This window comes from Lactobacillus sp. PV034 (assembly GCF_014522305.1).
Lineage (GTDB): Bacteria > Bacillota > Bacilli > Lactobacillales > Lactobacillaceae > Lactobacillus.
This window is the reverse complement of the sequence record NZ_CP041982.1, coordinates 1,450,742-1,471,925: the sequence shown is the minus strand read 5'-3', so window position 1 is coordinate 1,471,925 and position 21,184 is coordinate 1,450,742. Positions and strand designations below refer to the sequence as shown.

Here is a 21,184-nt window from a genome sequence, read left to right as displayed (position 1 = left end):
CCCTTTTAGGAAATTGTCAATATATTTTATGGTCTAAACGATATTTTTCTGGTACTTCTTCATAAAATACATGATAGAGATAAAGCCCACTTGCAGGAGCTGTTCCCCGCACTTCTTGACGATCTTTAGCTTCAATTACCCGTTTTAAATCATGCACAGGTCTTTTTCCATTTCCAATTTCTAATAGTGCAGCTACCATGATACGCACCATATTGTACAAAAATCCACTTCCAATAAAATCAATAATGATTTCTTTCCTCTCTGGATCTTGCTCAATATTAACATAGTAAATAGTTCTACGCTTATCTACTATTTGTCCACCGCTTGCCGCAAAACTTGAAAAATCATGATACCCAAGTAAATCCTTACTTGCTTGTCTCATCAAATCTACATTTACAGGATAAGGAAAATGTCCTGTATAGAAGCGATTAAAGGGATCTGTAAAATGATGTTGATCAACAATGTAACGATACCATTTTCCTTTTGTAGAATACTGGACATGAAAATCCTGATCTACAATTTCACTTTCAAAAAAAACTATATCAGTTGGCATTTGTGAATTAATGGCTAACATCATATTTTTAGCAGGAATAACTTTATTTTCTTTATCGGGATAATCAAAATGTATTACTTGTCCTTTTGCATGAACACCAGCATCAGTTCTTCCAGATCCATGAACAACAACTCGTTTTCCCTTAGTCATTTTTTCTAATGTCTCTTCAATCGTACCTTGAACCGTACGTTGATTAGGTTGTTTTTGAAATCCATGAAATAAATGGCCATCATATGCCATAGTCATTTTGTATCGTGTCATATCTTTACTTTGTCCTAAATATAATCAATAAAAGCACTAGAAGTAAAAAAAAGCCCAGATTAAGTAAATCATACTTAGTCCATTTTAAAACTCTATATCGGCTTCTAACGCTATTTTCTCGGTATCCTCTTGATTCCATTGCAGTTGCTAAATCTAATGCTACTGTCAATGAGTTAGTAAATAGTGGAATCAAAATAGGAATAACAGCTTTGGCTCTTTGTATTAATGAGCCATTACTAAAGTCTGCTCCCCGCGCTCTCTGGGCATTCGCAATTTTTACTGTTTCGTCCATTAGGGTCGGTACAAAGCGTAAAGCAATTGAAAGAACTAAGGCAATCTCCGCAACAGGAACTTTTATATATTTCAATGGGTTGAGAATCCATTCAATACCATCAGCTATTTGTAAAGACGTCGTGGTTACCGTTAAAACAGTTGAAATCAAGATGATCATTAAGAAACGAATAAAGAGATAAATCGAACTCACTATTCCATAAGAGCTAATGCTAAAAACAGTCCATTGCCAATAAATTTTCCCTCCTGGAGAAAAAAACAATTGCAACAAAGCAGTAAAGAAGATTATCCAGACAAATGGTCTAACACCATCCCAAAAAGTCTTTGGTCTCAATCCAGTAGCAATTACAGCTAAAAATGTAAAAATTGTAATGAGAGCATAAGTAAGCCAATTATTAGCTAAAAATATTACTACAATAAACAAAAAACAAGCTAAAATTTTTCCTCGAGGATCCATTTTATAAACAATTGAATTTCCTGGGATATAACGTCCAACAATTATTTTACTCATTTAGATTCTCACCTACTTCGTTGATAATTTCTTCCGCTAAATCTTTAACATTTAAAGCTGGAGAAATATCTAATCCCCTGTTTCTCAGTTTTAAAGCAAAGGAAATACTTTCAGGCTCGTTTAAGTGATGTCTAATCAACCATTCTGGATCTAAAAAGATATTTTGTACTTTATCATGACTTGCCACTTTCCCATGATCCATTACAACTACTTCATCTGCAAAATTTGCAACATCATTCATATCATGGCTTACTAGAATAATCCCATGGTCCTCACGTTGATATTCCTTAAAAATCGAAAATATTTCCGCTTTACCCGAAGGATCTAAACCAGCTGCAGGTTCATCTAAACATAAAATATTTGGCTCATATGCGAGCACGCCTGCAATAGCCACTCGTCTCATTTGCCCACCCGAAAGGTCAAATGGAGAATGCTGAAATAAATCCTCATCTATGCCAACTCGCTTTAACCATTTTCTTGCAGTTGCCTCTGCTTCCTTATCTGAATAACCAAAATTTTTAGGTCCAAACATGACATCTTCTAAAACTGTTTCAGCAAATAATTGCGTCTCGGGATATTGAAATACTATTCCTATTTCTTTTCTTAATGGTTTTAATCCTTTATTTTTCGTCTTACTCTTTAAAATAAAATCATTTACGTTAATTTCCCCACTTGTTGGCTTTAACAAACCATCAAGAAGTTGTAATAGAGTCGATTTTCCACTTCCCGTGTGACCAACCAGGGCAGTGACTATATTATCCTTGATAGTCAAATTTATATCTGTTAGTGCTGTATGAGCAATCGGTGTATTGGAATTATAAGTATAATTTACATTCTTAAAATTTATCGACATAAATACTCAACCAACTCCTCCTCACTACTAATATTAGATGGAATAAACAGTCCCTTTTCCCTTAAATTATTCTTCAATTGATAAATAAATGGTAATTGCAGTCCGGCATTTTTAATGAGTACCTGATCAGTAAATATCTCATCTGGTCTAGAAAACCTGAGTAATTTACCTTTATTTAATACTAAAATCCGATCCGACTTTTCGATTTCTTCAATACTATGAGTAATTGAAAGAACAGTAATATTCTTTTTGTCTTGTAAATCTCTAATTAAGGACAATACATCTTTCCTACCTTCAGGATCAAGCATACTAGTTGCCTCGTCCAAAATTATGATTTCCGGATCAACGGCTAAGATACCTGCAATAGCTACCCGCTGTTTCTGTCCACCTGAAAGATTTTGAGGTTCTGTTTTTTTGAAATCAAGCATGTTTACTTCATCAAGTACATGCGAGACTATTCGTATCATCTTTTCTCTGTCAACATTACGATTTTCTAAACCAAATGCAACATCATCTTCCACAGTTGCGCCTACAAATTCATTGTCAGGATTTTGAAATACAATACCAATTTTATCTCTAATCTTCCATACATTTTTTTCATTCATGGGGAGGCCATCGATAATAACTGAAGATTCGTTGTTATTATCAGCCAGTAACAAGCCATTTAAAATTTTTGATAATGTTGATTTCCCAGAACCATTATGTCCCACGATAGATATCCACTCTCCTCTATCCACAGAAAAAGATATATTATTGAGAGCTTTTTTATCAGTATCTTTATAGGTAAAACTAATATTATTTACTTTAATTATTTCCTTGGCCATAATCTTCACTTCACTTATTTTATATAAGATAATTGTAACAAACCTTAAACAAAAAAAGTGTAAAAAAAAATCATCCACGAAGAGGGATGAATTTACATCTAAGCTAGACTAGGCAAATTGCCACCATCATCGCACTTATTCTCGCTTTCGTGAAAGATTTATACAAATAATTATTAAACTAATTCAATGATAACCATTGGTGCAGCGTCACCCTTACGTGGGTTAGCAAGTTTATACATTCTAGTATAACCACCATTACGGTCTTTGTAGCGTGGTGCAATATCGCTAAACAACTTTTGTAAAGCTGATTTAACTACTACTGCATCACCTTCTTCATGAATATCTGCAACTTCGTTACGAACAAAAGTTGCTGCTTTTCTTCTTGCGTTTAAATCGCCACGTTTACCTAAGGTAATCATTTTTTCGGCGGTTTTACGTAATTCTTTAGCACGTGTTTCAGTAGTAACAATACGTTCATTCATAATTAACTGAGTAGTTAACTCTCTAAGCATTGCTTTTCTGTGAGCACTATCACGACCTAATTTGCGGTAAGCCATGGATTTTCCCTCCTTGATTCAGAATCTTAATCTTCTTGACGAAGTGAAAGACCAAGATCGTTAAGTTTATTCTTTACTTCTTCTAATGATTTACGTCCTAAGTTTCTAACACGCATCATGTCTGCCTCAGATTTATCGGTTAATTCTTGTACAGTGTTAATTCCTGCACGTTTAAGACTGTTGTAAGAACGAACAGAAAGATCTAACTCTTCAATAGTCATCTCAAGTTTCTTTTCATTCTTATTGTCTTCTTTTTCAACCATAACATCTTCAAGTTGTGCACCCATATCAGTAGACATAAATACCTTAAAGTGTTCTTGTAAAATCTTAGAAGCAAAACTAAGGGCATCATTTGGTGTGATTGAACTATTAGTCCAAATTTCCAAAGTTAATTTGTCATAATCGTCTCTCTTACCAACACGAGTATTCTCGACTTGGTAGTTGACCTTTTTAATAGGTGAGAAGAGAGAATCAACAGGAATAACACCAATTGGCATATCCTCTCTCTTATTTTCACTTGCTGGAACATATCCTCTACCATTTTTGATAGCAATATTCATTTGCAAGTGTCCACCTTCAGCAATAGTACAAATGTATTGATCAGGATTTAAAACTTCAATATCTGAATCAACTTTCAAATCAGCTGCTGTAACAATAGCAGGGCCAGTTACATCAATCTCTGCAATCTTTTCTTCATCTGAGAGTGACTTTAACTCTAGTTTCTTCAAATTAAGAATTATTTTTGTGACGTCTTCTTTCACGCCAGGAATTGTAGAGAATTCATGCAATACGCCATCAATTTGGACGTAAGAAAGTGCCGTTCCCGGAATAGAAGTTAACAAAACACGACGGAGTGAGTTACCTAAAGTAGTACCAAAACCGCGTTCCAATGGTTCGACAACAATTTTACCGTATGATTCTTCCTGATCAACAACGGTAATATTTGGTTTTTGAAATTCAATCATTACTTAATGGGCCCCTTTCAAAACGTAAAATCCTGCATGCAGGAATAAACTAGACACGACGACGTTTTGGTGGTCTGGAACCATTGTGTGGTACTGGAGTTACGTCACGAATAGCAGTGATTTCAAGTCCAGCAGCTTGAAGTGCTCGAATAGCAGCTTCACGTCCAGCACCTGGTCCTTTAACTGAAACTTCTACATGCTTCATGCCTTGATCCATTGCTGACTTTGCAGCAGCTTCTGCAGCCATTTGTGCAGCAAATGGAGTAGACTTACGACTACCTTTAAAGCCCAAAGCACCAGCTGATGACCATGCAACTGCGTTACCTTGTACATCAGTAATCATAACTAATGTGTTATTAAACGTAGAATGAATGTGAGCAACGCCGTTTTCGACATGCTTCTTTACACGACGTTTACGTGCTGTTTTCTTTGCAGCCATTAACTTAACCTCCTATATTACTTTTTTGAACCTTTACGAGTTCTTGCGTTATTCTTGGTATTTTGACCACGAACTGGTAAGCCACGACGGTGACGCATACCACGGTAAGAACCAATTTCAACTAAACGCTTAATGTTTAAGTTGACTTCACGACGTAAGTCACCTTCAACACGGTACTTATCAACTTCACTACGAAGTTTTTCTTGTTGTTCTGGAGTTAAGTCGTTTGTACGTACATCTTCTGATACACCTGCATCTTTACAGATTTTCTTTGCAGTTGGTTCACCAATACCATAAATGTAAGTTAAAGCAACAACAACTCGCTTGTCTTTTGGCAAGTCAACACCAGCAATACGTGCCATTAATTGCACCTCCTATTAATTTTAATAATTAACCTTGACGTTGTTTATGTTTTGGATTTGCAGAGCAAATAACCATAACTCGACCGTTTCTTTTAATAATTCTACAATGTTCACACATTGGTTTAACTGATGGTCTAACTTTCATTGTTTGCCTCCGTTCCGTAATTATTTAATAAAACGATAAGTAATCCTACCTTTAGTTAAATCATATGGAGAAAGTTCTACTGTTACTCTATCGCCAGGCAAAATTCGAATATAGTGCATTCTAATTTTACCAGAAACATGAGCTAAAATAGTAGCTCCATTCTCTAATTCAACTTTAAACATAGCATTAGGTAAAGTATCCACTACTTTACCTTCTACTTCAATGACATCATCTTTTGCCAAAATATTTCCTCCAATGAGAAATGTACACTTAGGAATTATAACACGGAATATAAAAATTACAATTCTTAGTGCTAGTCTTTACTTAAAATCTTATCGATGTCTTCAAAAACTTTCTCTGGTGATTGTTCACCATTTACTGATTCAAGAAGTCCCTTTTCTTCGTAGAAATCACGAAGTGGGGTATTCATCTTTTTATTAACTTCTAAGCGATTCTTTACAACTTCAGGTTTGTCATCCTCACGCTGATAGAATTCAGTTCCACCGCAGCGATCACATTTTCCTTCAACCTTAGTTGGATTTGAGATTTTATTATATGTAGCACCACAATTTTTACACATATATCTTGCTGAAAGACGTTTTACTAAAACATCTTCATCAACATCAATTGCAATTACATTAGTTAATGGTTTATTAAGTTTTTTAGTAATATTCTCCAACAACTCTGCTTGTACAGTTGTTCTTGGAAAACCATCTAAAATATAACCATTTTCAGTGTCAGGCTGTTGAAGTCTTTCTTCAACAAGTTTTGCAGTTACTTCATCAGGTACTAAATTACCTTTATCGATGTAACTTTTTGCTTCTAGACCAACAGGTGTTTCATTAGCCATTGCTTCTCTAAACATATCACCTGTTGAAATGTGAGCAATATGATACTTATCCACAATTCGTTCTGAAGCTGTACCTTTACCTGCACCGGGTAATCCTAAAAGAATTAAATTAATCATATTTTTTCCTATCTAATAAAACCAACATATTCTTGCTTCATTAGTAACCCATCTATTTGTTGAGCTAATTCAAGAACAACACCAATTACAATTAACAAACTAGTTCCGCCAAGTCCAATTGAACTTGGTAAGCCCCAAATATTAGTTGCAAGTTGGGGAATTAAGGCTACTAAACCTAGGAATACAGCACCAACAGTTGATAATCTAATTAAAATTTTAGAAACATACTGTTGTGTATCCTTTCCAGGCCAAACACTTGGAATATATGCACCTTGCTTTTGTAAGTTTTCAGATAATTTTTCTGGATTAACTTGAACAAAAGCGTAAAAGAATGTAAATAGAATAATTAAAAGTGTATATATCAGTGAACCTGGGGTAGTTTGTAAACTAAATATTTGATTACAAATCTTAAACCATTCTTCTTCTCCATGCGTTCTTTGAAAAGCCATTAAAATGGTAGCAGGAGTAATAATGAAGGAACTAGCAAAGATAACTGGAATAACACCAGAAACATTTACTTTTAATGGTAGGAAACTTTCGGAGCCACTTGTTGCTGCTCTTCGTGTATATTGAATTGGAATACGGAGAGTAGCTTGTTGAAACCAGGTAACAAATTGAGTTACTAGTAAAATGGCAATAATGATCGCGATGAAGAACAAAATTCCTTGCCAACGATCGCTTTGATTAGAGTTAATGATGTTTTCTTTGAAGATCTGATATAACCCATTTGGTAAACGTGCAATTATTCCAGCAAAAATAATTACTGATACACCATTTCCCAAACCTTTATCAGTTATCTCATCACCTAACCAGGTTAATAACATTGTTCCAGCAGTCATAATAATTGCAATTTCAACATAAGTTTGTGGAGTTTGATTTTTAACCAATCCCATCTGTGTTAATACGTTGAATCCCAAGGTAATACCTATACTTTGAACGAATGCTATTACTAATGCTAAATATCTAGTCACTTGGTTAGTTTTTCTACGACCTACTTCACCTTGTTTTCCCCATTCTACAAGTGTAGGAACAATATCCATTTGTAGTAATTGAATAACAATTTGGGCAGTAATATATGGCGAAACACCTAATGAAAAGATTGAATAAGTATCCAATCCACCACCACTAACTGTATCCAACATAGGTACAAGACCAGTTTGTGCGACCTGTGTGACAGCTTTTGCATTAACCCCTGGTACAGTTATATTTGCACCAATGCGATAAAGCAAAAGGATAAATAATGTGAAAAATATTTTACTTCTAATTTCTTTATCCTTAAAGGCGTTCTTCAAGGTCGTGAACATTAGATCACCTCAACAGTTCCACCAGCAGCTTCAACTGCATTTTTAGCAGCTTCAGAAACTTTGTTCACTTTAACAGTTAATTTAGCTTTAAGTTCACCATTTGCTAATAATTTAACACCGTCAAGTTCTTTCTTAACTAGACCTGCTGATTTTAATGAATCGATAGTTACTTCACTACCATCTTTAAATCTGTTAAGATCTTCTAAATTAATAATTGCATATTCCTTGCGGTTAACATTGTTAAATCCACGTTTTGGCATTCTTCTGAATAATGGCATTTGACCACCTTCAAAGCCCAAACGAGTTTTACCACCAGTACGAGCTAATTGACCCTTTTGACCACGACCAGCAGTTTTACCGTAACCACTTGAAGTACCACGTCCTACACGTTTTCTGCTACGACGAGAACCTTCATTTGGTTTTAATTCATTAAGCTTCATAATTCAGGGCACCTCCTTAGATAATTTAATCTTTAACCTCTTCAACAGAGATCAAGTGTGCAATTTTTAGTAAAGCGCCACGAGTTGCAGCGTTGTCTGGAAGAACAACAGAGCTATTTACCTTACCAAGACCAAGATTTTTAACAATAGTTCTTTGCTTTGGTAGACGGTGAGCGGCACTTCTAATTAAGGTAACTTTTAAGTTCATTTATATATCTCCTTAATCTTCTAAGCTCTTTGCTGATTCACGAAGTTTTAATACATCTTCACGAGTCTTTAATTTCTTCAAACCATCCATAGTTGCACGGATAACGTTAATTGGAGTATTTGAACCCAATGACTTAGAAGTAACATCTGCGATACCAGCTAAGTCCATAACGATACGAACTGCACCACCAGCTGCTACTCCAGAACCTGCTTCAGCAGGCTTCAACATAATGTTACCTGAACCATAGTGACCGATAACTTCATGAGGAATAGTAGTACCAACAGTTGGAACTTTAATCATATTCTTCTTACCAGCTTCTACAGCTTTGCGGATTGCTTCTGGAACTTCTTGAGCTTTACCAGTACCAAAACCAACGTGACCTTTTCTATCGCCGACTACAACAACTGCTGCAAATCTCATGCGGCGGCCACCCTTAACAACCTTAGTAATACGGTTGATTGCGACTAATTGATCTTCAATATCGTCTTTTTTACGATCTTTACGAGAATCTCTACGAGAATCGTTGCGGTTTGCCATTAGTTATTCTCCTTTCCTAGAATTCTAATCCGTTTTCACGTGCTGCATCAGCAAGAGCTTGAATTCTACCGTGGTATAAGTAACCACTTCTGTCAAATACAACGCTCTTGATATTCTTTTTAGCAGCTGTTTCAGCTAAAGCTTTACCAACTTCAGCAGCTTGTTCCATCTTAGAACCATTTGCTGAAATAGCTTTATCATTTGTTGAGGCACTTGCAAGCGTTACACCCTCTACATCATCAATTAATTGAGCGTAGATGTTTTTATTAGAACGGAAAATACTTAAGCGTGGGCGCTCAGCAGTACCAGAAATTTTACCACGAATACGTTTATGACGCTTTAAGCGTAATTTGTTTTTATCTGGTTTAGAAATCACAATTTCACCTCAAAATTTTCTATTTATTATTTACCAGTCTTACCTTCCTTACGACGTACATATTCATCTTCGTAACGAATACCTTTACCCTTATAAGGTTCTGGTGGACGTACATCGCGGATTTCGGCAGCAAATTGACCTACACGTTGCTTAGAAATACCTTCAACTTCAATTGCTGTTGCAGATGGAGTCTTAACAGTGATGCCTTCAGGCACTTCAAATTCAACTGGATGTGAGTAACCAACATTTAAAGTTAACTTCTTACCTTGAGCTTGAGCACGGTAACCAACACCGACTAAAGTTAATTTCTTAACGTAGCCTTTTTCTACCCCTTCAATCATAGCTGCAAGGTTAGCTCTTTCAGTTCCATGTAAAGCCTTATCATCTTCGTTAGAACGAGTAAATTGAATTTTACCGTCTTCTTGATTAAAGGTAATACGTGGATCAAAATATCTAGTTAATTCACCTTTTGGTCCCTTTACAGTAATGTCATTACCATTTTTAGTAACAGTAACATTATCAGGAACTTCGATGACTTTTAAACCAATACGGCTCATTTAATAGTTCTCCTTTCCTTCAATATTACCAAACGTAAGCGATAACTTCGCCGCCAACGTTCTTTTCTCTAGCTTCTTTATCAGTAATAACACCTGCTGAAGTAGAAATGATAGCAATGCCAAGACCATTAAGAACTTTTGGTAAATTCTCAGCATTTACATAATTTCTTAAACCTGGTTTAGAAATACGTTTTAATCCTGAAATTACACGTTCATTATTAGGACCATACTTTAAGAAGATCTTGATCATACCTTGTTTGTTATCTTCTTCAACTTGGTAATCACGAATAAAACCTTCTTGTTTCAAGATTTCACTAAGAGCTTTTTTCATTGATGATGCAGGAATTTCAACTGAATCATGTCTTGCCATATTAGCATTTCTGATTCTAGTTAAGTAATCTGCGATCGGATCTGTCATGACCATTTATTTGCCTCCTTATCGTTAATTACCAACTTGCCTTTTTAAGACCAGGAATTTGACCCTTGTGTGCTAAGTCTTTTAAGCAAATACGACATAATTTAAACTTGCGGTATACAGAATGTGGACGTCCACATCTTTCACAACGAGTGTATTCACGTGAAGAGAACTTAGCAGGACGATGATTTCTGACGATTTGTGATGTTTTAGCCATTAATTGTCCTCCATTAATTATTTAGCAAAAGGCATACCAAAGTCTGTAAGAAGTTCACGAGCTTCTTCATCAGTATTGGCAGTAGTTACAATAACAACGTCCAAACCTCTTACGCGGTTTACTTTATCGTAGTCAATTTCAGGGAAAATCAATTGTTCCTTGATACCTAAAGTATAGTTTCCACGACCATCAAATGATCTTGGACTAATTCCACGGAAGTCACGTACTCGAGGAAGAGAAACGTTAATTAACTTATCTAAGAAATCGTACATTCTATCTCCTCTAAGAGTAACCTTAGCACCGATAGACATACCTTCACGTAAACGGAAGTTAGCAATAGATTTCTTAGCTTTGGTAATCAATGGCTTTTGGCCTGCGATAAGTGTTAATTCTTCAACTGCTTCATCAAGATTCTTTGCATTTGAAACAGCATCACCAACACCCATATTTAAAACAATTTTATCAATCTTTGGAATTTCCATTACAGACTTGTAATCGAATTTTTCGCTTAATGCTGGAGCAATTTCTTTTGAGTATTTTTCAGCTAATGAGTTTGCCATTTGTTATCCTCCCTCCTACTTCTTATCTGCTTTTTTATATTCTGCTTTTGCAATTACTTTAACATTTGAAGCATGAATTGAACCTTCTTTTTCAACTACGCCACCATTAGCGTTAGTTTGTGAAGGCTTTTCATGCTTTTTGATAGTGTTAACACCTTTTACAACGACACGATTCTTCTTTGTATTTACAGAAAGAACAGTGCCTTCTTTACCCTTGTCTTTGCCGGCGATAACTTTTACTTTGTCACCTGTTTTAACAAACATCAGTGCACCTCCCTAAACTTTTTACAATACTTCAGGAGCAAGAGAAACGATCTTCATAAAATCGTTCTCACGCAGTTCACGAGCAACTGGCCCAAAGATACGGGTTCCACGAGGACTTTTATCAGCATTTATAATAACTGCTGCGTTCTCATCAAACTTAATGTATGAACCATCTTCACGACGTGCACCTGATTTTGTTCTAACAATAACTGCCTTTACAACGTCACCTTTTTTGACAACGCCACCTGGTGTTGCTTGTTTGACAGTAGCAACGATAATATCACCAATATTACCAGTTTTACGCTTAGAACCACCTAAAACTTTGATAACTAGTAGTTCTCTTGCACCAGAGTTGTCTGCAACCTTTAAACGGCTTTCGTGTTGAATCACTAGTATATCCTCCCCTCAATAAAATCCGCGCTATTAAATTGACTTCTTAACGATTTCAGTAAGACGGTAACGCTTCGCATGTGATAATGGACGGGTTTCCATGATACGAACAGTATCGCCAAGTTTAGCTTCGTTGTTTTCATCATGAGCGTAGTATTTCTTTGAATATTTAATACGCTTCTTGTAAACAGGGTGGTTCTTATAAGTATCAACTACAACAGTGATAGTTTTATCCATCTTGTCTGAAACAACTCGACCTTGGTAAGTGTGACGACGATTTCTTTCGTTAGTTTCGCTCAAGTTTATTACTCCCTTCCACTATTAATCGTTGCTCAATTCTTTTTCACTAAGAATTGTCTTAATTTTAGCAATATTTTTACGGACTTTCTTCAAGCGAGCGGTGTTTTCTAATTGACCAGTTGCTTGTTGGAAACGCAAGTTAAATAATTCTTCTTTATATTGCTTTTCTTTTTCTAACATTTGATCAGTGGTTAATGCTCTGATATCTTTAGCCTTCATTAGATTCGCCACCTACTTCCGAACTCTTCTTAACAAATTTAGTCTTAATTGGAAGCTTGTTAGATGCAAGTCTTAATGCTTCACGAGCGACCTCTTCAGAAACGCCGCCGATTTCGAACATAATCTTGCCTCTCTTAACAACAGCTACCCAACCTGCTGGAGCACCTTTACCGGAACCCATACGAACACCTACACCTTTTGCAGTGTATGATTTTTGTGGGAAGATTCTAATCCAAACCTTACCGCCACGCTTCATATAACGAGTCATCGCAATACGAGCAGCTTCGATTTGTCTGTTGGTAATCCAGTGAGATTCAACAGCTTCTAGTCCATATTCACCAAATGCAATAGTTTTACCACCCTTGGCTTCACCACGCATCTTACCGCGAAATTCACGACGGTGTTTTACACGCTTAGGTACTAACACTATTAGTTTCCTCCCTTCGCTTTCTTAGAAGCAGGCTTGTTCTTTTTACCAGGTAAAATTTCACCACGGTTAATCCAAACCTTAACACCAATTTGTCCATAAGTGGTGTTTGCTTCTACCCATGCATAATCAATATCAGCTCTTAAAGTATGAAGTGGAACACTACCTTCAGTGTGCCATTCTCTTCTGGCCATATCTGCACCGTTTAAACGTCCTGCAGTTTGAACCTTAATACCTTTAGCACCTGAACGCATAGATCTTGAAGTTGCTTGACGAGTAGCGCGTCTGAAAGCAATACGAGCTTCTAATTGACGAGCAATACTTTCACCAACCAATTTAGCATCTAAGTCAGGCTTTTTAATTTCAACAATATTAATGTGAACGTTCTTCTTAGTTAAAGCATTTAATTGTTTTCTCAAAGCTTCAACTTCTTTACCACCTTTACCAATTACCATACCTGGTTTAGCAGTGTGGATTGAAATATTAATTCTGTTTGCGGCACGTTCAATTTCAACAGTTGATACAGATGCATCAGCTAATTTTTCTGAGATAAATTTTCTAATGCGTAAATCTTCATTTAAAGTATCAGCGTAATCTTTGTCTGCGTACCACTTAGCTTCCCAATCACGGTTAACGCCAAGACGGAAACCATTTGGGTTGATCTTTTGACCCATTAAATTTACCTCCCTTAATCGTTCATTTCAGAAACTACAACGACCACATGACTGGTTCTCTTGTTAATTGGAGAAGCCATACCTTTAGCACGTGGGCGGAATCTCTTTAAAGTTGCACCTTCGTTAACGTATGCTTCAGAAACATAGAGATTTGCACTTTCAAGATCGTAGTTGTGTTCTGCGTTAGCAATTGCTGACTTCAAAACTTTTTCAACGATTGGGGAAGCTGCTCTTGGAGTGAACTCCAAAATAGCTAATGCTTCAGCCACGCTCTTACCACGAATAAGGTCAACAACCAAACGGGCTTTTCTAGGAGCGATACGAACAGTTCTTGCTTCAGCTCTTGCTGAATTAATTTGTTCTGCCATTTATATGTTTCTCCTCTCTATTTGGTAGTAGTTGCCTTATCAGCAACCTTGTGGCCATGGAAAGTTCTAGTTGGCACAAATTCACCTAACTTGTGACCAACCATATCTTCAGTAATGTAAACTGGCACATGTTTTCTACCATCGTAAACAGCTATTGTAAAACCAACGAATGAAGGGAAAATAGTTGAACGACGAGACCAGGTTTTAATTACTTGCTTCTTTTCAGAATCTTCTTGGGCTTCGATTTTCTTTAAAAGGCTTGCATCAGCAAAAGGACCTTTTTTAATACTACGGCTCATTAATAAACCTCCTTTTGTTTAACTATTTTTATTTACCCTTACGGTGACGAATAATAAGTTTTTCGCTTCTTGCCTTAGAGTTTCTAGTCTTAATACCACGAGACTTCTTACCCCATGGAGTCATAGGTTGTGGGCGACCAACTGGGGCCTTACCTTCACCACCACCATGTGGGTGATCGTTAGGGTTCATTACAGAACCACGAGATTGTGGACGCTTGCCCAACCAACGACTACGACCAGCTTTACCAAGTTGGATTAATGAGTGTTGTTCATTACCAACTGAACCAATAGTTGCACGGCAAGTTGATAAAATACGACGCACTTCACCACTTTGTAATCTTACTAAAGTGTATTTACCATCTTGACCAAGAACTTGAGCAACAGTTCCGGCACTTCTTACTAATTGACCACCTTTACCAGGTTTAAGTTCAATATTGTGAATTTCAGTACCTGCAGGAATATCTGCTAATGGTAATGCATTACCAGGCTTGATATCTGCATTTGAACCAGATTCAACAATATCGCCCACTTTTAAGCCCTTAGGAGCTAAAATGTAAGCTTTAATACCATCAGTGTAGTGAAGAAGTGCAATATTAGCAGTTCTATTTGGATCATATTCGATTGCCTTTACAACTGCCTTTACATCATCCTTATTACGCTTGAAGTCAATAATACGGTATTTTTGTTTGTGTCCACCGCCACGGTGTCTAACAGTAATATGACCGTATGAGTTACGACCTGCTTTGTGACTTTGTGATTCAAGTAAAGTCTTTTCAGGCTTTGTCTTTGTGATTTCACTAAAGTCAGAAGAAGTCATATTACGTCTGCCGTTTGTGGTTGGCTTATATTTAATAATTGCCACTTGACTGACCTCCTATAATTTATTCTTCTTCGTTATTGAAGATCTTAATATCATTAGAATCTTCAGTTAATGTAACGATTGCTTTTCTACGACGAGCAGTCTTACCAGTATAACGGCCGACTCTCTTTTCTTTTCCACGAACGTTCATAATGTTTACTTTTTTAACTTTTACGTCAAAAATTTCTTCAATAGCATCACGAACTTGAGTCTTGGTAGCTGATACAAGAACATCAAAAGTGTACTTCTTGCCATCCATTAAATCCATGGACTTTTCAGTAACTACGGGACGTAAAATGATATCACGTGCATCCATTATGCCAAAACCTCCTCAATTCTCTTGATAGCGTCTTGAGTTAGTAAAAGTTTATCATAGTCAACTGCGTCAACAATGTTTAAACCGTTAACTGGAACAACCTTAACTTTTGGAAGGTTCTTACCAGATAATTGAACATTCTTATCGTCAGAAACGATTAAAACTTTACCGTCAACTTTAGCATTATCTAAAATAGCTTTAAGATCTTTTGTCTTAGGTGCAGATAAAGTAAGTTGATCAAGAACAATTAAATCGTTGTCAGCAACTTTTTGAGAAAGAACTGACTTCATAGCTAAACGACGAGCCTTACGAGGCATATCTTTCTTGTATGAGCGAGGAGTTGGTCCAAATACAGTACCACCACCACGCCATTGTGGAGCTCTAATGGAACCTTGACGAGCACGACCAGTACCCTTTTGTCTCCAAGGCTTCTTACCACCACCACGAACAGCAGATCTGTTCTTTACAGCAGAGGTACCTTGACGTTTGCCGGCTCTTTGTCTAATGATCGCATCAAAAACAACACTTTCATTAGGCTCAATAGCGAAGATTTCTTCGTTTAAATCTACATTACCAGTAGATTTACCTTTTTGATCGATAACTTGCAAATTAGCCATTATAGTCCTCCTTCCTATTTAGCTGCCTTTACAGCAGACTTAACTTCAATTAATGAATTCTTTGCACCAGGAACATTACCTTTAATTAAAAGAACATTCTTTTCAGGTACAACTTTTTCGATTACTAAATTTTGTACAGTGACTGTCTTGCCACCCATGTGACCAGGTAACTTCTTACCCTTAGGTACACGGTTAATGATTGAACCCATTGAACCTGGGATTCTGTGGTATCTTGAACCGTGAGTTTCTGGACCTCTTGATTGGCCCCAACGCTTAATGTTACCTTGAGTACCATGACCCTTAGTAGTTCCAGTTACGTCAACAACGTCACCTTCACTAAATGTGTCCACAGTGATTTCTGAGCCGACTTCATAATCCTTAAGCTCAACATTGCGGATTTCTCGAATGAAGCGCTTAGGTGAAGTCTTTGCTTTTGCAGCATGACCTTTGGCTGGCTTATTACTCAATACTTCACGTTTATCTTGGTAACCTACTTGAATTGCTTCGTAACCATCTGATTCGTTAGTCTTAACTTGTAAAACTACGTTAGGGGTTGCTTCAACAACAGTTACAGGAACCAAAACACCATTTTCAGTGAAGATTTGAGTCATGCCGACCTTTCTTCCTAAGATTCCTTTGGTCATGATTACACCTCCATAATGTGTTTAAAATTATAATTTAATCTCGATATCAACGCCGCTTGGTAAATCAAGCTTCATTAATGAATCAACAGTCTTTGGTGTTGGATTCAAAATGTCGATTAAACGCTTGTGCGTACGAATTTCAAATTGTTCACGTGAATCCTTGTTCTTGTGTGGTGAACGTAAAACAGTGAACAAAGTTCTTTCAGTAGGCAATGGAACTGGACCAGAAATTTCTGCACCAGTTCTTTGCGCAGTAGCTACGATTTTAGCAGCTGACTCATCGAGAATACCATGTTCGTAAGACTTTAATCTAATACGAATTTGTTGACTTGCCATCTAATAACCTCCTTCGTCTTCTTTAAAAGATGACTAGCTCGGCAAAAATTACCGACTCACCTCTGTGGCAATGCAGCCTGGTGTGCCGCAACCTTTTGCGTCAAAGCTTAACAATTGTGCAATAGACAGACTACGCCCATCAAAATGCACGCTTATTATTGTACTTCTACTTTCCTTATTTATCAAGGGATTTCGGCAATAAATTTATTTTATACAAAAAAAGAAGTAGGATTTACCTACTTCTTTTAAAAGAATATTATTAGTCGTCAGCGTTTCCTCCACGCTTCTTGATAATTTCTTCTTGGATTGACTTAGGAGTTGGACTGTAGTGATCAAATACCATAGTGAAAGTACCACGTCCTTGAGTTGATGAACGCAAAGTAGTTGCGTAACCAAACATTTCTGCAAGTGGAACAAAGGCATTAATAATCTTAGCACCAGCCCTGTCTTCCATACCTTCCATGGTACCACGACGAGCAGTAACAGAACCCATAACGTCACCAAGGTATTCTTCAGGAGTAGTTACTTGAACTTTCATAATTGGTTCAAGAACTACAGCACCTGCTTTGCCTGCAGCGTTCTTTAATGCAAGTGAAGCAGCAACCTTAAATGCAGCTTCTGATGAGTCGACTTCGTGGTAACTACCATCGTAAAGCTTAGCCTTAACGTCAATTAATGGGTATCCAGCAAGAACACCATTCTTCATAGCTTCTTGTAAACCTTGGTCAACTGAAGGAATAAATTCACGAGGAACAACACCACCAACGATAGCATCTTCGAATTCGTAACCTTTACCTTCTTCGTTTGGAGTAAATTCCACCCAAACATCACCATATTGACCTTTACCACCGGATTGACGAACGAATTTACCTTGTGCCTTAGCAGGCTTAGTGAAGGTTTCACGGTAAGCAACTTGTGGTTCACCAATAGTTGCTTCAACATTAAATTCACGCTTCATACGTTCAACCATGATGTCAAGGTGTAATTCACCCATACCTGAAACTAAAGTTTGACCAGTTTCTGGGTTAGTTTCTGCACGGAAAGTTGGATCTTCTTCAGTAAGCTTTTGTAAAGCAACATCCATCTTATCACGGTCAGCCTTAGATTTAGGTTCAATAGAAACTTGGATAACTGGATCTGGAATTTGAAGACTTTCCAAAATAAGTGGGTGATCTGGATCAGTTAATGAATCACCAGTAGTGGTATTCTTCAAACCGATAGCACCAGCAATATCACCTGAGAATACTTCAGGAATTTCGCTTCTTGAGTTAGCGTGCATTTGAAGCAAACGACCAACACGTTCACGACTATTCTTTGATGCGTTTAATACGTATGAACCTGACATAAGTGAACCAGTATAAACACGAATATAAGTTAAACGACCAACAAATGGGTCACTGGCAATCTTAAATGCTAAAGCAGCAAATGGCTTATTATCATCAGCCATAAGTTCTACTTCTTCACCAGTCTTAGGATCGTGAGCAACATAAGGTTTAACATCAAGTGGTGATGGTAAGTAATCAACAACACCATCAAGCATCATTTGAACACCCTTGTTCTTAAATGCTGAACCAGCGTATACAGGGAAGAATTCTAAGTTTAAAGTAGCTTTACGGATAGCTGCTTTTAATTCTTCATTAGAAATTTCTTCACCACCAAGGTATTTATCCATGATAGCATCATCAACATCAGCAACAGCTTCAATTAATTCGTTACGACGCTTAGTTGCTTCTTCCTTGTATTCGTCAGGAACGGGAATAGTTTCCCATTCTGCGCCCATCTTATCTTCGTCGTAAACATCGGCAACCATGTCGATTAAGTCAATAACACCTTCAAAAGTATCAGCAGAACCGATAGGCATTTGAACAGCATGAGCATTTGCGTTTAAACGTTCATGTAATGACTTAACTGATTTATCAAAGTCAGCACCGATCTTATCCATCTTGTTAACGAAAACAATACGAGGAACATCATAAGTTTCTGCTTGACGCCAAACATTTTCAGTTTGTGGTTCAACACCAGCTTGAGCATCAAGAACAGCTACAGCACCATCTAAAACACGAAGTGAACGTTCTACTTCGATAGTGAAGTCAACGTGTCCTGGGGTATCAATGATGTTAATACGGTAATCTTTCCATTGAGCAGTTGTAGCTGCTGAAGTAATAGTGATACCACGTTCTTTTTCTTCATCCATCCAGTCCATTTGTGAATCACCTTCGTGAGTTTCACCAATTTTGTGGATCTTACCAGTGTAATACAAAATACGTTCAGTAGTTGTAGTCTTACCGGCATCGATGTGGGCCATGATACCAATGTTACGTGTCTTTTCTAAAGAGAATTCACGTTTGTTAGCCATAAGATTAATTTCTCCTTTTGTAAACTAACGATTAGAAGCGGTAGTGAGCAAATGCACGGTTAGCTTCTGCCATCTTGTGGACATCTTCACGTCTCTTAACTGCAGAACCAGTGTTATTTGCTGCATCCATAATTTCATTTGCAAGACGTTCGTCCATAGTATGTTCGTTACGTAAACGAGCGTATGAAACGATCCATCTTAAACCAAGAGTAGTTCTTCTTTCTGGACGAACTTCAACTGGGATTTGGTAGTTAGAACCACCGATACGGCGAGCTTTAACTTCCAAAACTGGCATTACATTATTCATAGCTTCTTCAAATACCTCAACTGGTTCCTTACCAGTCTTGTCTTTGATGATATCAAATGAATCGTAAAGAATTGATGAAGCTTTTGCTTTCTTACCATCAATCATTAAGTGGTTGATCAACTTAGTAACCAACTTAGAGTTATATACTGGATCTGCTAAAACTTCTCTTTTAGCAACTTTACCTTTTCTAGGCATTCGTTATTCCTCCTCTTAGTCCTTCTTTGCACCGTATTTAGAACGAGATTGCTTTCTACCATCTACACCTGCAGTATCCAAAGCACCACGAACAATGTGGTAACGAACACCAGGAAGGTCCTTAACACGACCACCACGAATTAAAACAACTGAGTGTTCTTGTAAGTTGTGACCAATACCAGGAATGTAAGCAGTAACTTCAACCATGTTTGAAAGACGCACACGAGCATACTTACGTAAAGCTGAGTTAGGTTTCTTAGGTGTCATAGTACCTACACGAGTTGCAACTCCACGCATTTGAGGAGCTGGGTTATAATTCATTTCTTTCTTCATGCTGTTGTAAGCATAGTTCAAAGCTGGTGACTTTGACTTAGTCGTCTTTGAGTGACGGCCTTTTCTAACCAATTGGTTAATAGTTGGCATTAAATTTTCCTCCTAATTTTTGTTCACACATCCGGGAGTTTCTTTTTAACCTCACGGATATCATATTTATATGCACGAGTGTTAGTTTACCTCGAATAAACTTTAGCGTCAATATTAAGTAAACAAAATTCCAACTTTTTTCGTAATAATTTATGGAGGTTTTGTTATGATGATGATTTTTAATTTTTTTATTGGTGCAGCTCTTGGTTCTCATGCGCTTGTAATTGTTCAACGAAATAATGATAAATCGTTTATTAATTCTTTATCTCGATGTGACAGTTGCCAATTTCCTTTAACATTATTAGATCAAATTCCTATTATTTCATACCTATGTAAACGTGGCCGCTGCACTCATTGCAATGAACCAATTCCTTTATATAGTTTCTTTATCGAAATAATCAGTGGAATAGCATTCTACAATATTTTTCCTTTTTCTAGAACTGGTTATATTAGTGCTATTTTTCTGTTTTTCTTTCTATTAGCAGCGATTTTTGATTATTTCTTTTTAGAATTTGAAACAATTATCTTACTACTTCCTACAATTATTGCAGTTGGTTCTCCTGAATCAGCCGTTCACTATTTTTCATTTACTAATTGGATTCTATTAATTTTTCTCATTTTAATAATGAGCTACATGAATTTAAAAAATACATTTGGCATCGGTGATACCCTATTCTTTATTTTAATTTCTTTGTATAAAGGACAGATTTTTGGACTACATGTTCTCCTTATGGCTTCAATCTTATTCTTGCTTTTTTATATATTTAATAGAAACAACGATTACCAACCATTTTTACCCTTTATTTTTATTAGTTATATTTTAATTTAGTAAAAAAACCGTTCCATAG

The 21,184-nt window shown here is 36.7% G+C and carries 37 protein-coding genes; 1 reads left to right on the top strand and 36 read right to left on the bottom strand.

The features are described from left to right. Positions 1 to 16 precede the first annotated feature (16 nt). The 36 genes from truA to rpsL form a co-directional block, all read right to left on the bottom strand. Positions 17 to 814 carry a tRNA pseudouridine(38-40) synthase TruA gene (gene truA / locus FP432_RS07440; protein WP_265488684.1) on the bottom strand — a complete coding sequence of 266 codons (798 nt, stop codon included), beginning with the start codon at positions 812 to 814 and terminating at the stop codon, positions 17 to 19. A gap of 4 nt (positions 815 to 818) precedes the next feature. Beyond that, entirely contained in the window at positions 819 to 1,616 is a 798-nt protein-coding gene (locus tag FP432_RS07435; RefSeq protein WP_265488683.1) for an energy-coupling factor transporter transmembrane component T family protein, read from the bottom strand. Further along, positions 1,609 to 2,469, bottom strand: a complete 861-nt coding sequence (locus tag FP432_RS07430) for an energy-coupling factor transporter ATPase (protein WP_265488682.1) — start codon at positions 2,467 to 2,469, stop codon at positions 1,609 to 1,611. The genes FP432_RS07435 and FP432_RS07430 overlap by 8 nt, the downstream gene beginning before the upstream one ends. Then, the gene (locus FP432_RS07425; RefSeq protein WP_265488681.1) at positions 2,460 to 3,293 is read right to left on the bottom strand and encodes an energy-coupling factor transporter ATPase; all 834 of its coding nucleotides are present in this window, start codon (positions 3,291 to 3,293) and stop codon (positions 2,460 to 2,462) included. Before FP432_RS07425 ends, FP432_RS07430 begins: the two co-directional genes overlap by 10 nt. Positions 3,294 to 3,466: 173 nt before the next feature. Continuing rightward, positions 3,467 to 3,850 (bottom strand): 50S ribosomal protein L17, encoded by a 384-nt coding sequence (rplQ, locus tag FP432_RS07420; RefSeq protein WP_117117469.1) that lies wholly within the window; start codon positions 3,848 to 3,850, stop codon positions 3,467 to 3,469. 26 nt (positions 3,851 to 3,876) lie between these two features. Then, complete coding sequence (locus FP432_RS07415) at positions 3,877 to 4,815, bottom strand: DNA-directed RNA polymerase subunit alpha (protein ID WP_265488679.1); 939 nt, start codon at positions 4,813 to 4,815, stop codon at positions 3,877 to 3,879. Positions 4,816 to 4,864: 49 nt separating this feature from the next. Then, positions 4,865 to 5,254 carry a 30S ribosomal protein S11 gene (gene rpsK, locus FP432_RS07410; protein WP_117117465.1) on the bottom strand — a complete coding sequence of 130 codons (390 nt, stop codon included), beginning with the start codon at positions 5,252 to 5,254 and terminating at the stop codon, positions 4,865 to 4,867. Between the two features lie 17 nt (positions 5,255 to 5,271). Beyond that, a complete protein-coding gene (gene rpsM / locus FP432_RS07405; protein WP_117117463.1) occupies positions 5,272 to 5,616 on the bottom strand; it encodes a 30S ribosomal protein S13 in 345 nt (114 codons plus the stop codon). A gap of 28 nt (positions 5,617 to 5,644) precedes the next feature. Continuing rightward, positions 5,645 to 5,761: a 50S ribosomal protein L36 gene (rpmJ, locus tag FP432_RS07400; RefSeq protein WP_117117461.1), complete on the bottom strand. Its 117-nt coding sequence runs from the start codon at positions 5,759 to 5,761 to the stop codon at positions 5,645 to 5,647. A gap of 20 nt (positions 5,762 to 5,781) precedes the next feature. After that, positions 5,782 to 6,003 carry a translation initiation factor IF-1 gene (infA, locus tag FP432_RS07395; RefSeq protein ID WP_002878178.1) on the bottom strand — a complete coding sequence of 74 codons (222 nt, stop codon included), beginning with the start codon at positions 6,001 to 6,003 and terminating at the stop codon, positions 5,782 to 5,784. Positions 6,004 to 6,074: 71 nt separating this feature from the next. After that, complete coding sequence (locus tag FP432_RS07390; protein WP_265488676.1) at positions 6,075 to 6,728, bottom strand: adenylate kinase; 654 nt, start codon at positions 6,726 to 6,728, stop codon at positions 6,075 to 6,077. An 8-nt stretch (positions 6,729 to 6,736) separates the two neighbouring features. Beyond that, positions 6,737 to 8,032: a preprotein translocase subunit SecY gene (gene secY, locus FP432_RS07385; protein WP_265488675.1), complete on the bottom strand. Its 1,296-nt coding sequence runs from the start codon at positions 8,030 to 8,032 to the stop codon at positions 6,737 to 6,739. After that, a complete protein-coding gene (gene rplO / locus FP432_RS07380) occupies positions 8,032 to 8,472 on the bottom strand; it encodes a 50S ribosomal protein L15 (protein ID WP_265488674.1) in 441 nt (146 codons plus the stop codon). Before rplO ends, secY begins: the two co-directional genes overlap by 1 nt. Positions 8,473 to 8,497: 25 nt before the next feature. Then, on the bottom strand, positions 8,498 to 8,680 hold the full coding sequence (gene rpmD, locus FP432_RS07375) for a 50S ribosomal protein L30 (RefSeq protein WP_117117454.1): 183 nt from the start codon (positions 8,678 to 8,680) through the stop codon (positions 8,498 to 8,500). A gap of 12 nt (positions 8,681 to 8,692) precedes the next feature. Then, the gene (gene rpsE / locus FP432_RS07370; RefSeq protein ID WP_117117452.1) at positions 8,693 to 9,217 is read right to left on the bottom strand and encodes a 30S ribosomal protein S5; all 525 of its coding nucleotides are present in this window, start codon (positions 9,215 to 9,217) and stop codon (positions 8,693 to 8,695) included. 16 nt (positions 9,218 to 9,233) lie between these two features. Then, on the bottom strand, positions 9,234 to 9,593 hold the full coding sequence (gene rplR / locus FP432_RS07365) for a 50S ribosomal protein L18 (RefSeq protein WP_265488673.1): 360 nt from the start codon (positions 9,591 to 9,593) through the stop codon (positions 9,234 to 9,236). A gap of 26 nt (positions 9,594 to 9,619) precedes the next feature. After that, complete coding sequence (rplF, locus tag FP432_RS07360) at positions 9,620 to 10,150, bottom strand: 50S ribosomal protein L6 (RefSeq protein ID WP_265488672.1); 531 nt, start codon at positions 10,148 to 10,150, stop codon at positions 9,620 to 9,622. Between the two features lie 25 nt (positions 10,151 to 10,175). After that, the gene (gene rpsH, locus FP432_RS07355) at positions 10,176 to 10,574 is read right to left on the bottom strand and encodes a 30S ribosomal protein S8 (RefSeq protein ID WP_265488671.1); all 399 of its coding nucleotides are present in this window, start codon (positions 10,572 to 10,574) and stop codon (positions 10,176 to 10,178) included. 22 nt (positions 10,575 to 10,596) lie between these two features. After that, positions 10,597 to 10,782, bottom strand: a complete 186-nt coding sequence (locus FP432_RS07350; protein ID WP_006729422.1) for a type Z 30S ribosomal protein S14 — start codon at positions 10,780 to 10,782, stop codon at positions 10,597 to 10,599. 17 nt (positions 10,783 to 10,799) lie between these two features. Then, positions 10,800 to 11,342, bottom strand: a complete 543-nt coding sequence (rplE, locus tag FP432_RS07345) for a 50S ribosomal protein L5 (RefSeq protein WP_265488670.1) — start codon at positions 11,340 to 11,342, stop codon at positions 10,800 to 10,802. A 15-nt stretch (positions 11,343 to 11,357) separates the two neighbouring features. Continuing rightward, positions 11,358 to 11,606 (bottom strand): 50S ribosomal protein L24, encoded by a 249-nt coding sequence (gene rplX, locus FP432_RS07340; protein ID WP_265488669.1) that lies wholly within the window; start codon positions 11,604 to 11,606, stop codon positions 11,358 to 11,360. Between the two features lie 21 nt (positions 11,607 to 11,627). Continuing rightward, the gene (gene rplN / locus FP432_RS07335; protein WP_117117442.1) at positions 11,628 to 11,996 is read right to left on the bottom strand and encodes a 50S ribosomal protein L14; all 369 of its coding nucleotides are present in this window, start codon (positions 11,994 to 11,996) and stop codon (positions 11,628 to 11,630) included. Positions 11,997 to 12,029: 33 nt separating this feature from the next. Beyond that, positions 12,030 to 12,296: a 30S ribosomal protein S17 gene (gene rpsQ / locus FP432_RS07330; RefSeq protein ID WP_117117440.1), complete on the bottom strand. Its 267-nt coding sequence runs from the start codon at positions 12,294 to 12,296 to the stop codon at positions 12,030 to 12,032. 21 nt (positions 12,297 to 12,317) lie between these two features. Then, entirely contained in the window at positions 12,318 to 12,515 is a 198-nt protein-coding gene (rpmC, locus tag FP432_RS07325; RefSeq protein WP_117117438.1) for a 50S ribosomal protein L29, read from the bottom strand. After that, complete coding sequence (gene rplP, locus FP432_RS07320; RefSeq protein ID WP_265488668.1) at positions 12,505 to 12,942, bottom strand: 50S ribosomal protein L16; 438 nt, start codon at positions 12,940 to 12,942, stop codon at positions 12,505 to 12,507. The genes rpmC and rplP overlap by 11 nt, the downstream gene beginning before the upstream one ends. 2 nt (positions 12,943 to 12,944) lie before the next feature. Next, the gene (rpsC, locus tag FP432_RS07315; RefSeq protein WP_265488667.1) at positions 12,945 to 13,616 is read right to left on the bottom strand and encodes a 30S ribosomal protein S3; all 672 of its coding nucleotides are present in this window, start codon (positions 13,614 to 13,616) and stop codon (positions 12,945 to 12,947) included. Between the two features lie 14 nt (positions 13,617 to 13,630). Next, positions 13,631 to 13,984, bottom strand: coding sequence for a 50S ribosomal protein L22 (rplV, locus tag FP432_RS07310; RefSeq protein WP_265488665.1), 354 nt, complete (start codon positions 13,982 to 13,984; stop codon positions 13,631 to 13,633). A 17-nt stretch (positions 13,985 to 14,001) separates the two neighbouring features. Beyond that, on the bottom strand, positions 14,002 to 14,283 hold the full coding sequence (gene rpsS / locus FP432_RS07305; protein WP_117117431.1) for a 30S ribosomal protein S19: 282 nt from the start codon (positions 14,281 to 14,283) through the stop codon (positions 14,002 to 14,004). 28 nt (positions 14,284 to 14,311) lie between these two features. Continuing rightward, complete coding sequence (gene rplB / locus FP432_RS07300; protein ID WP_265488664.1) at positions 14,312 to 15,145, bottom strand: 50S ribosomal protein L2; 834 nt, start codon at positions 15,143 to 15,145, stop codon at positions 14,312 to 14,314. 19 nt (positions 15,146 to 15,164) lie between these two features. After that, positions 15,165 to 15,458, bottom strand: a complete 294-nt coding sequence (rplW, locus tag FP432_RS07295) for a 50S ribosomal protein L23 (protein ID WP_265488663.1) — start codon at positions 15,456 to 15,458, stop codon at positions 15,165 to 15,167. Continuing rightward, positions 15,458 to 16,075, bottom strand: coding sequence for a 50S ribosomal protein L4 (gene rplD, locus FP432_RS07290; RefSeq protein WP_265488662.1), 618 nt, complete (start codon positions 16,073 to 16,075; stop codon positions 15,458 to 15,460). The genes rplW and rplD overlap by 1 nt, the downstream gene beginning before the upstream one ends. Positions 16,076 to 16,089: 14 nt before the next feature. After that, the gene (gene rplC, locus FP432_RS07285; protein ID WP_265488661.1) at positions 16,090 to 16,719 is read right to left on the bottom strand and encodes a 50S ribosomal protein L3; all 630 of its coding nucleotides are present in this window, start codon (positions 16,717 to 16,719) and stop codon (positions 16,090 to 16,092) included. A 27-nt stretch (positions 16,720 to 16,746) separates the two neighbouring features. Further along, entirely contained in the window at positions 16,747 to 17,055 is a 309-nt protein-coding gene (gene rpsJ, locus FP432_RS07280) for a 30S ribosomal protein S10 (protein ID WP_008469934.1), read from the bottom strand. 259 nt (positions 17,056 to 17,314) lie between these two features. After that, positions 17,315 to 19,411, bottom strand: coding sequence for an elongation factor G (gene fusA, locus FP432_RS07275; RefSeq protein WP_265488660.1), 2,097 nt, complete (start codon positions 19,409 to 19,411; stop codon positions 17,315 to 17,317). Positions 19,412 to 19,442: 31 nt separating this feature from the next. Then, entirely contained in the window at positions 19,443 to 19,913 is a 471-nt protein-coding gene (gene rpsG, locus FP432_RS07270) for a 30S ribosomal protein S7 (RefSeq protein WP_265488659.1), read from the bottom strand. 15 nt (positions 19,914 to 19,928) lie between these two features. Beyond that, the gene (gene rpsL, locus FP432_RS07265; RefSeq protein WP_117117417.1) at positions 19,929 to 20,336 is read right to left on the bottom strand and encodes a 30S ribosomal protein S12; all 408 of its coding nucleotides are present in this window, start codon (positions 20,334 to 20,336) and stop codon (positions 19,929 to 19,931) included. A 166-nt stretch (positions 20,337 to 20,502) separates the two neighbouring features. On the opposite strand from rpsL, the gene FP432_RS07260 reads away from it, so the two are divergent. Continuing rightward, complete coding sequence (locus tag FP432_RS07260; RefSeq protein ID WP_265488658.1) at positions 20,503 to 21,165, top strand: A24 family peptidase; 663 nt, start codon at positions 20,503 to 20,505, stop codon at positions 21,163 to 21,165. The last annotated feature ends 19 nt before the right edge of the window (positions 21,166 to 21,184 follow it).

Coding starts and splice junctions, on each gene's coding strand:
- truA (WP_265488684.1), bottom strand. CDS start 814: ATGACACGATACAAAATGACTATGGCATATGATGGCCATTTATTTCAT.
- FP432_RS07435 (WP_265488683.1), bottom strand. CDS start 1,616: ATGAGTAAAATAATTGTTGGACGTTATATCCCAGGAAATTCAATTGTT.
- FP432_RS07430 (WP_265488682.1), bottom strand. CDS start 2,469: ATGTCGATAAATTTTAAGAATGTAAATTATACTTATAATTCCAATACA.
- FP432_RS07425 (WP_265488681.1), bottom strand. CDS start 3,293: ATGGCCAAGGAAATAATTAAAGTAAATAATATTAGTTTTACCTATAAA.
- rplQ (WP_117117469.1), bottom strand. CDS start 3,850: ATGGCTTACCGCAAATTAGGTCGTGATAGTGCTCACAGAAAAGCAATG.
- FP432_RS07415 (WP_265488679.1), bottom strand. CDS start 4,815: ATGATTGAATTTCAAAAACCAAATATTACCGTTGTTGATCAGGAAGAA.
- rpsK (WP_117117465.1), bottom strand. CDS start 5,254: ATGGCTGCAAAGAAAACAGCACGTAAACGTCGTGTAAAGAAGCATGTC.
- rpsM (WP_117117463.1), bottom strand. CDS start 5,616: ATGGCACGTATTGCTGGTGTTGACTTGCCAAAAGACAAGCGAGTTGTT.
- rpmJ (WP_117117461.1), bottom strand. CDS start 5,761: ATGAAAGTTAGACCATCAGTTAAACCAATGTGTGAACATTGTAGAATT.
- FP432_RS07390 (WP_265488676.1), bottom strand. CDS start 6,728: ATGATTAATTTAATTCTTTTAGGATTACCCGGTGCAGGTAAAGGTACA.
- secY (WP_265488675.1), bottom strand. CDS start 8,032: ATGTTCACGACCTTGAAGAACGCCTTTAAGGATAAAGAAATTAGAAGT.
- rplO (WP_265488674.1), bottom strand. CDS start 8,472: ATGAAGCTTAATGAATTAAAACCAAATGAAGGTTCTCGTCGTAGCAGA.
- rpmD (WP_117117454.1), bottom strand. CDS start 8,680: ATGAACTTAAAAGTTACCTTAATTAGAAGTGCCGCTCACCGTCTACCA.
- rpsE (WP_117117452.1), bottom strand. CDS start 9,217: ATGGCAAACCGCAACGATTCTCGTAGAGATTCTCGTAAAGATCGTAAA.
- rplF (WP_265488672.1), bottom strand. CDS start 10,150: ATGAGCCGTATTGGTTTAAAAGTCATCGAAGTTCCTGATAATGTTACT.
- rpsH (WP_265488671.1), bottom strand. CDS start 10,574: ATGGTCATGACAGATCCGATCGCAGATTACTTAACTAGAATCAGAAAT.
- FP432_RS07350 (WP_006729422.1), bottom strand. CDS start 10,782: ATGGCTAAAACATCACAAATCGTCAGAAATCATCGTCCTGCTAAGTTC.
- rplE (WP_265488670.1), bottom strand. CDS start 11,342: ATGGCAAACTCATTAGCTGAAAAATACTCAAAAGAAATTGCTCCAGCA.
- rplX (WP_265488669.1), bottom strand. CDS start 11,606: ATGTTTGTTAAAACAGGTGACAAAGTAAAAGTTATCGCCGGCAAAGAC.
- rpmC (WP_117117438.1), bottom strand. CDS start 12,515: ATGAAGGCTAAAGATATCAGAGCATTAACCACTGATCAAATGTTAGAA.
- rpsC (WP_265488667.1), bottom strand. CDS start 13,616: ATGGGTCAAAAGATCAACCCAAATGGTTTCCGTCTTGGCGTTAACCGT.
- rplV (WP_265488665.1), bottom strand. CDS start 13,984: ATGGCAGAACAAATTAATTCAGCAAGAGCTGAAGCAAGAACTGTTCGT.
- rpsS (WP_117117431.1), bottom strand. CDS start 14,283: ATGAGCCGTAGTATTAAAAAAGGTCCTTTTGCTGATGCAAGCCTTTTA.
- rplW (WP_265488663.1), bottom strand. CDS start 15,458: ATGGATGCACGTGATATCATTTTACGTCCCGTAGTTACTGAAAAGTCC.
- rplD (WP_265488662.1), bottom strand. CDS start 16,075: ATGGCTAATTTGCAAGTTATCGATCAAAAAGGTAAATCTACTGGTAAT.
- rplC (WP_265488661.1), bottom strand. CDS start 16,719: ATGACCAAAGGAATCTTAGGAAGAAAGGTCGGCATGACTCAAATCTTC.
- rpsJ (WP_008469934.1), bottom strand. CDS start 17,055: ATGGCAAGTCAACAAATTCGTATTAGATTAAAGTCTTACGAACATGGT.
- fusA (WP_265488660.1), bottom strand. CDS start 19,411: ATGGCTAACAAACGTGAATTCTCTTTAGAAAAGACACGTAACATTGGT.
- rpsG (WP_265488659.1), bottom strand. CDS start 19,913: ATGCCTAGAAAAGGTAAAGTTGCTAAAAGAGAAGTTTTAGCAGATCCA.
- rpsL (WP_117117417.1), bottom strand. CDS start 20,336: ATGCCAACTATTAACCAATTGGTTAGAAAAGGCCGTCACTCAAAGACG.
- FP432_RS07260 (WP_265488658.1), top strand. CDS start 20,503: ATGATGATGATTTTTAATTTTTTTATTGGTGCAGCTCTTGGTTCTCAT.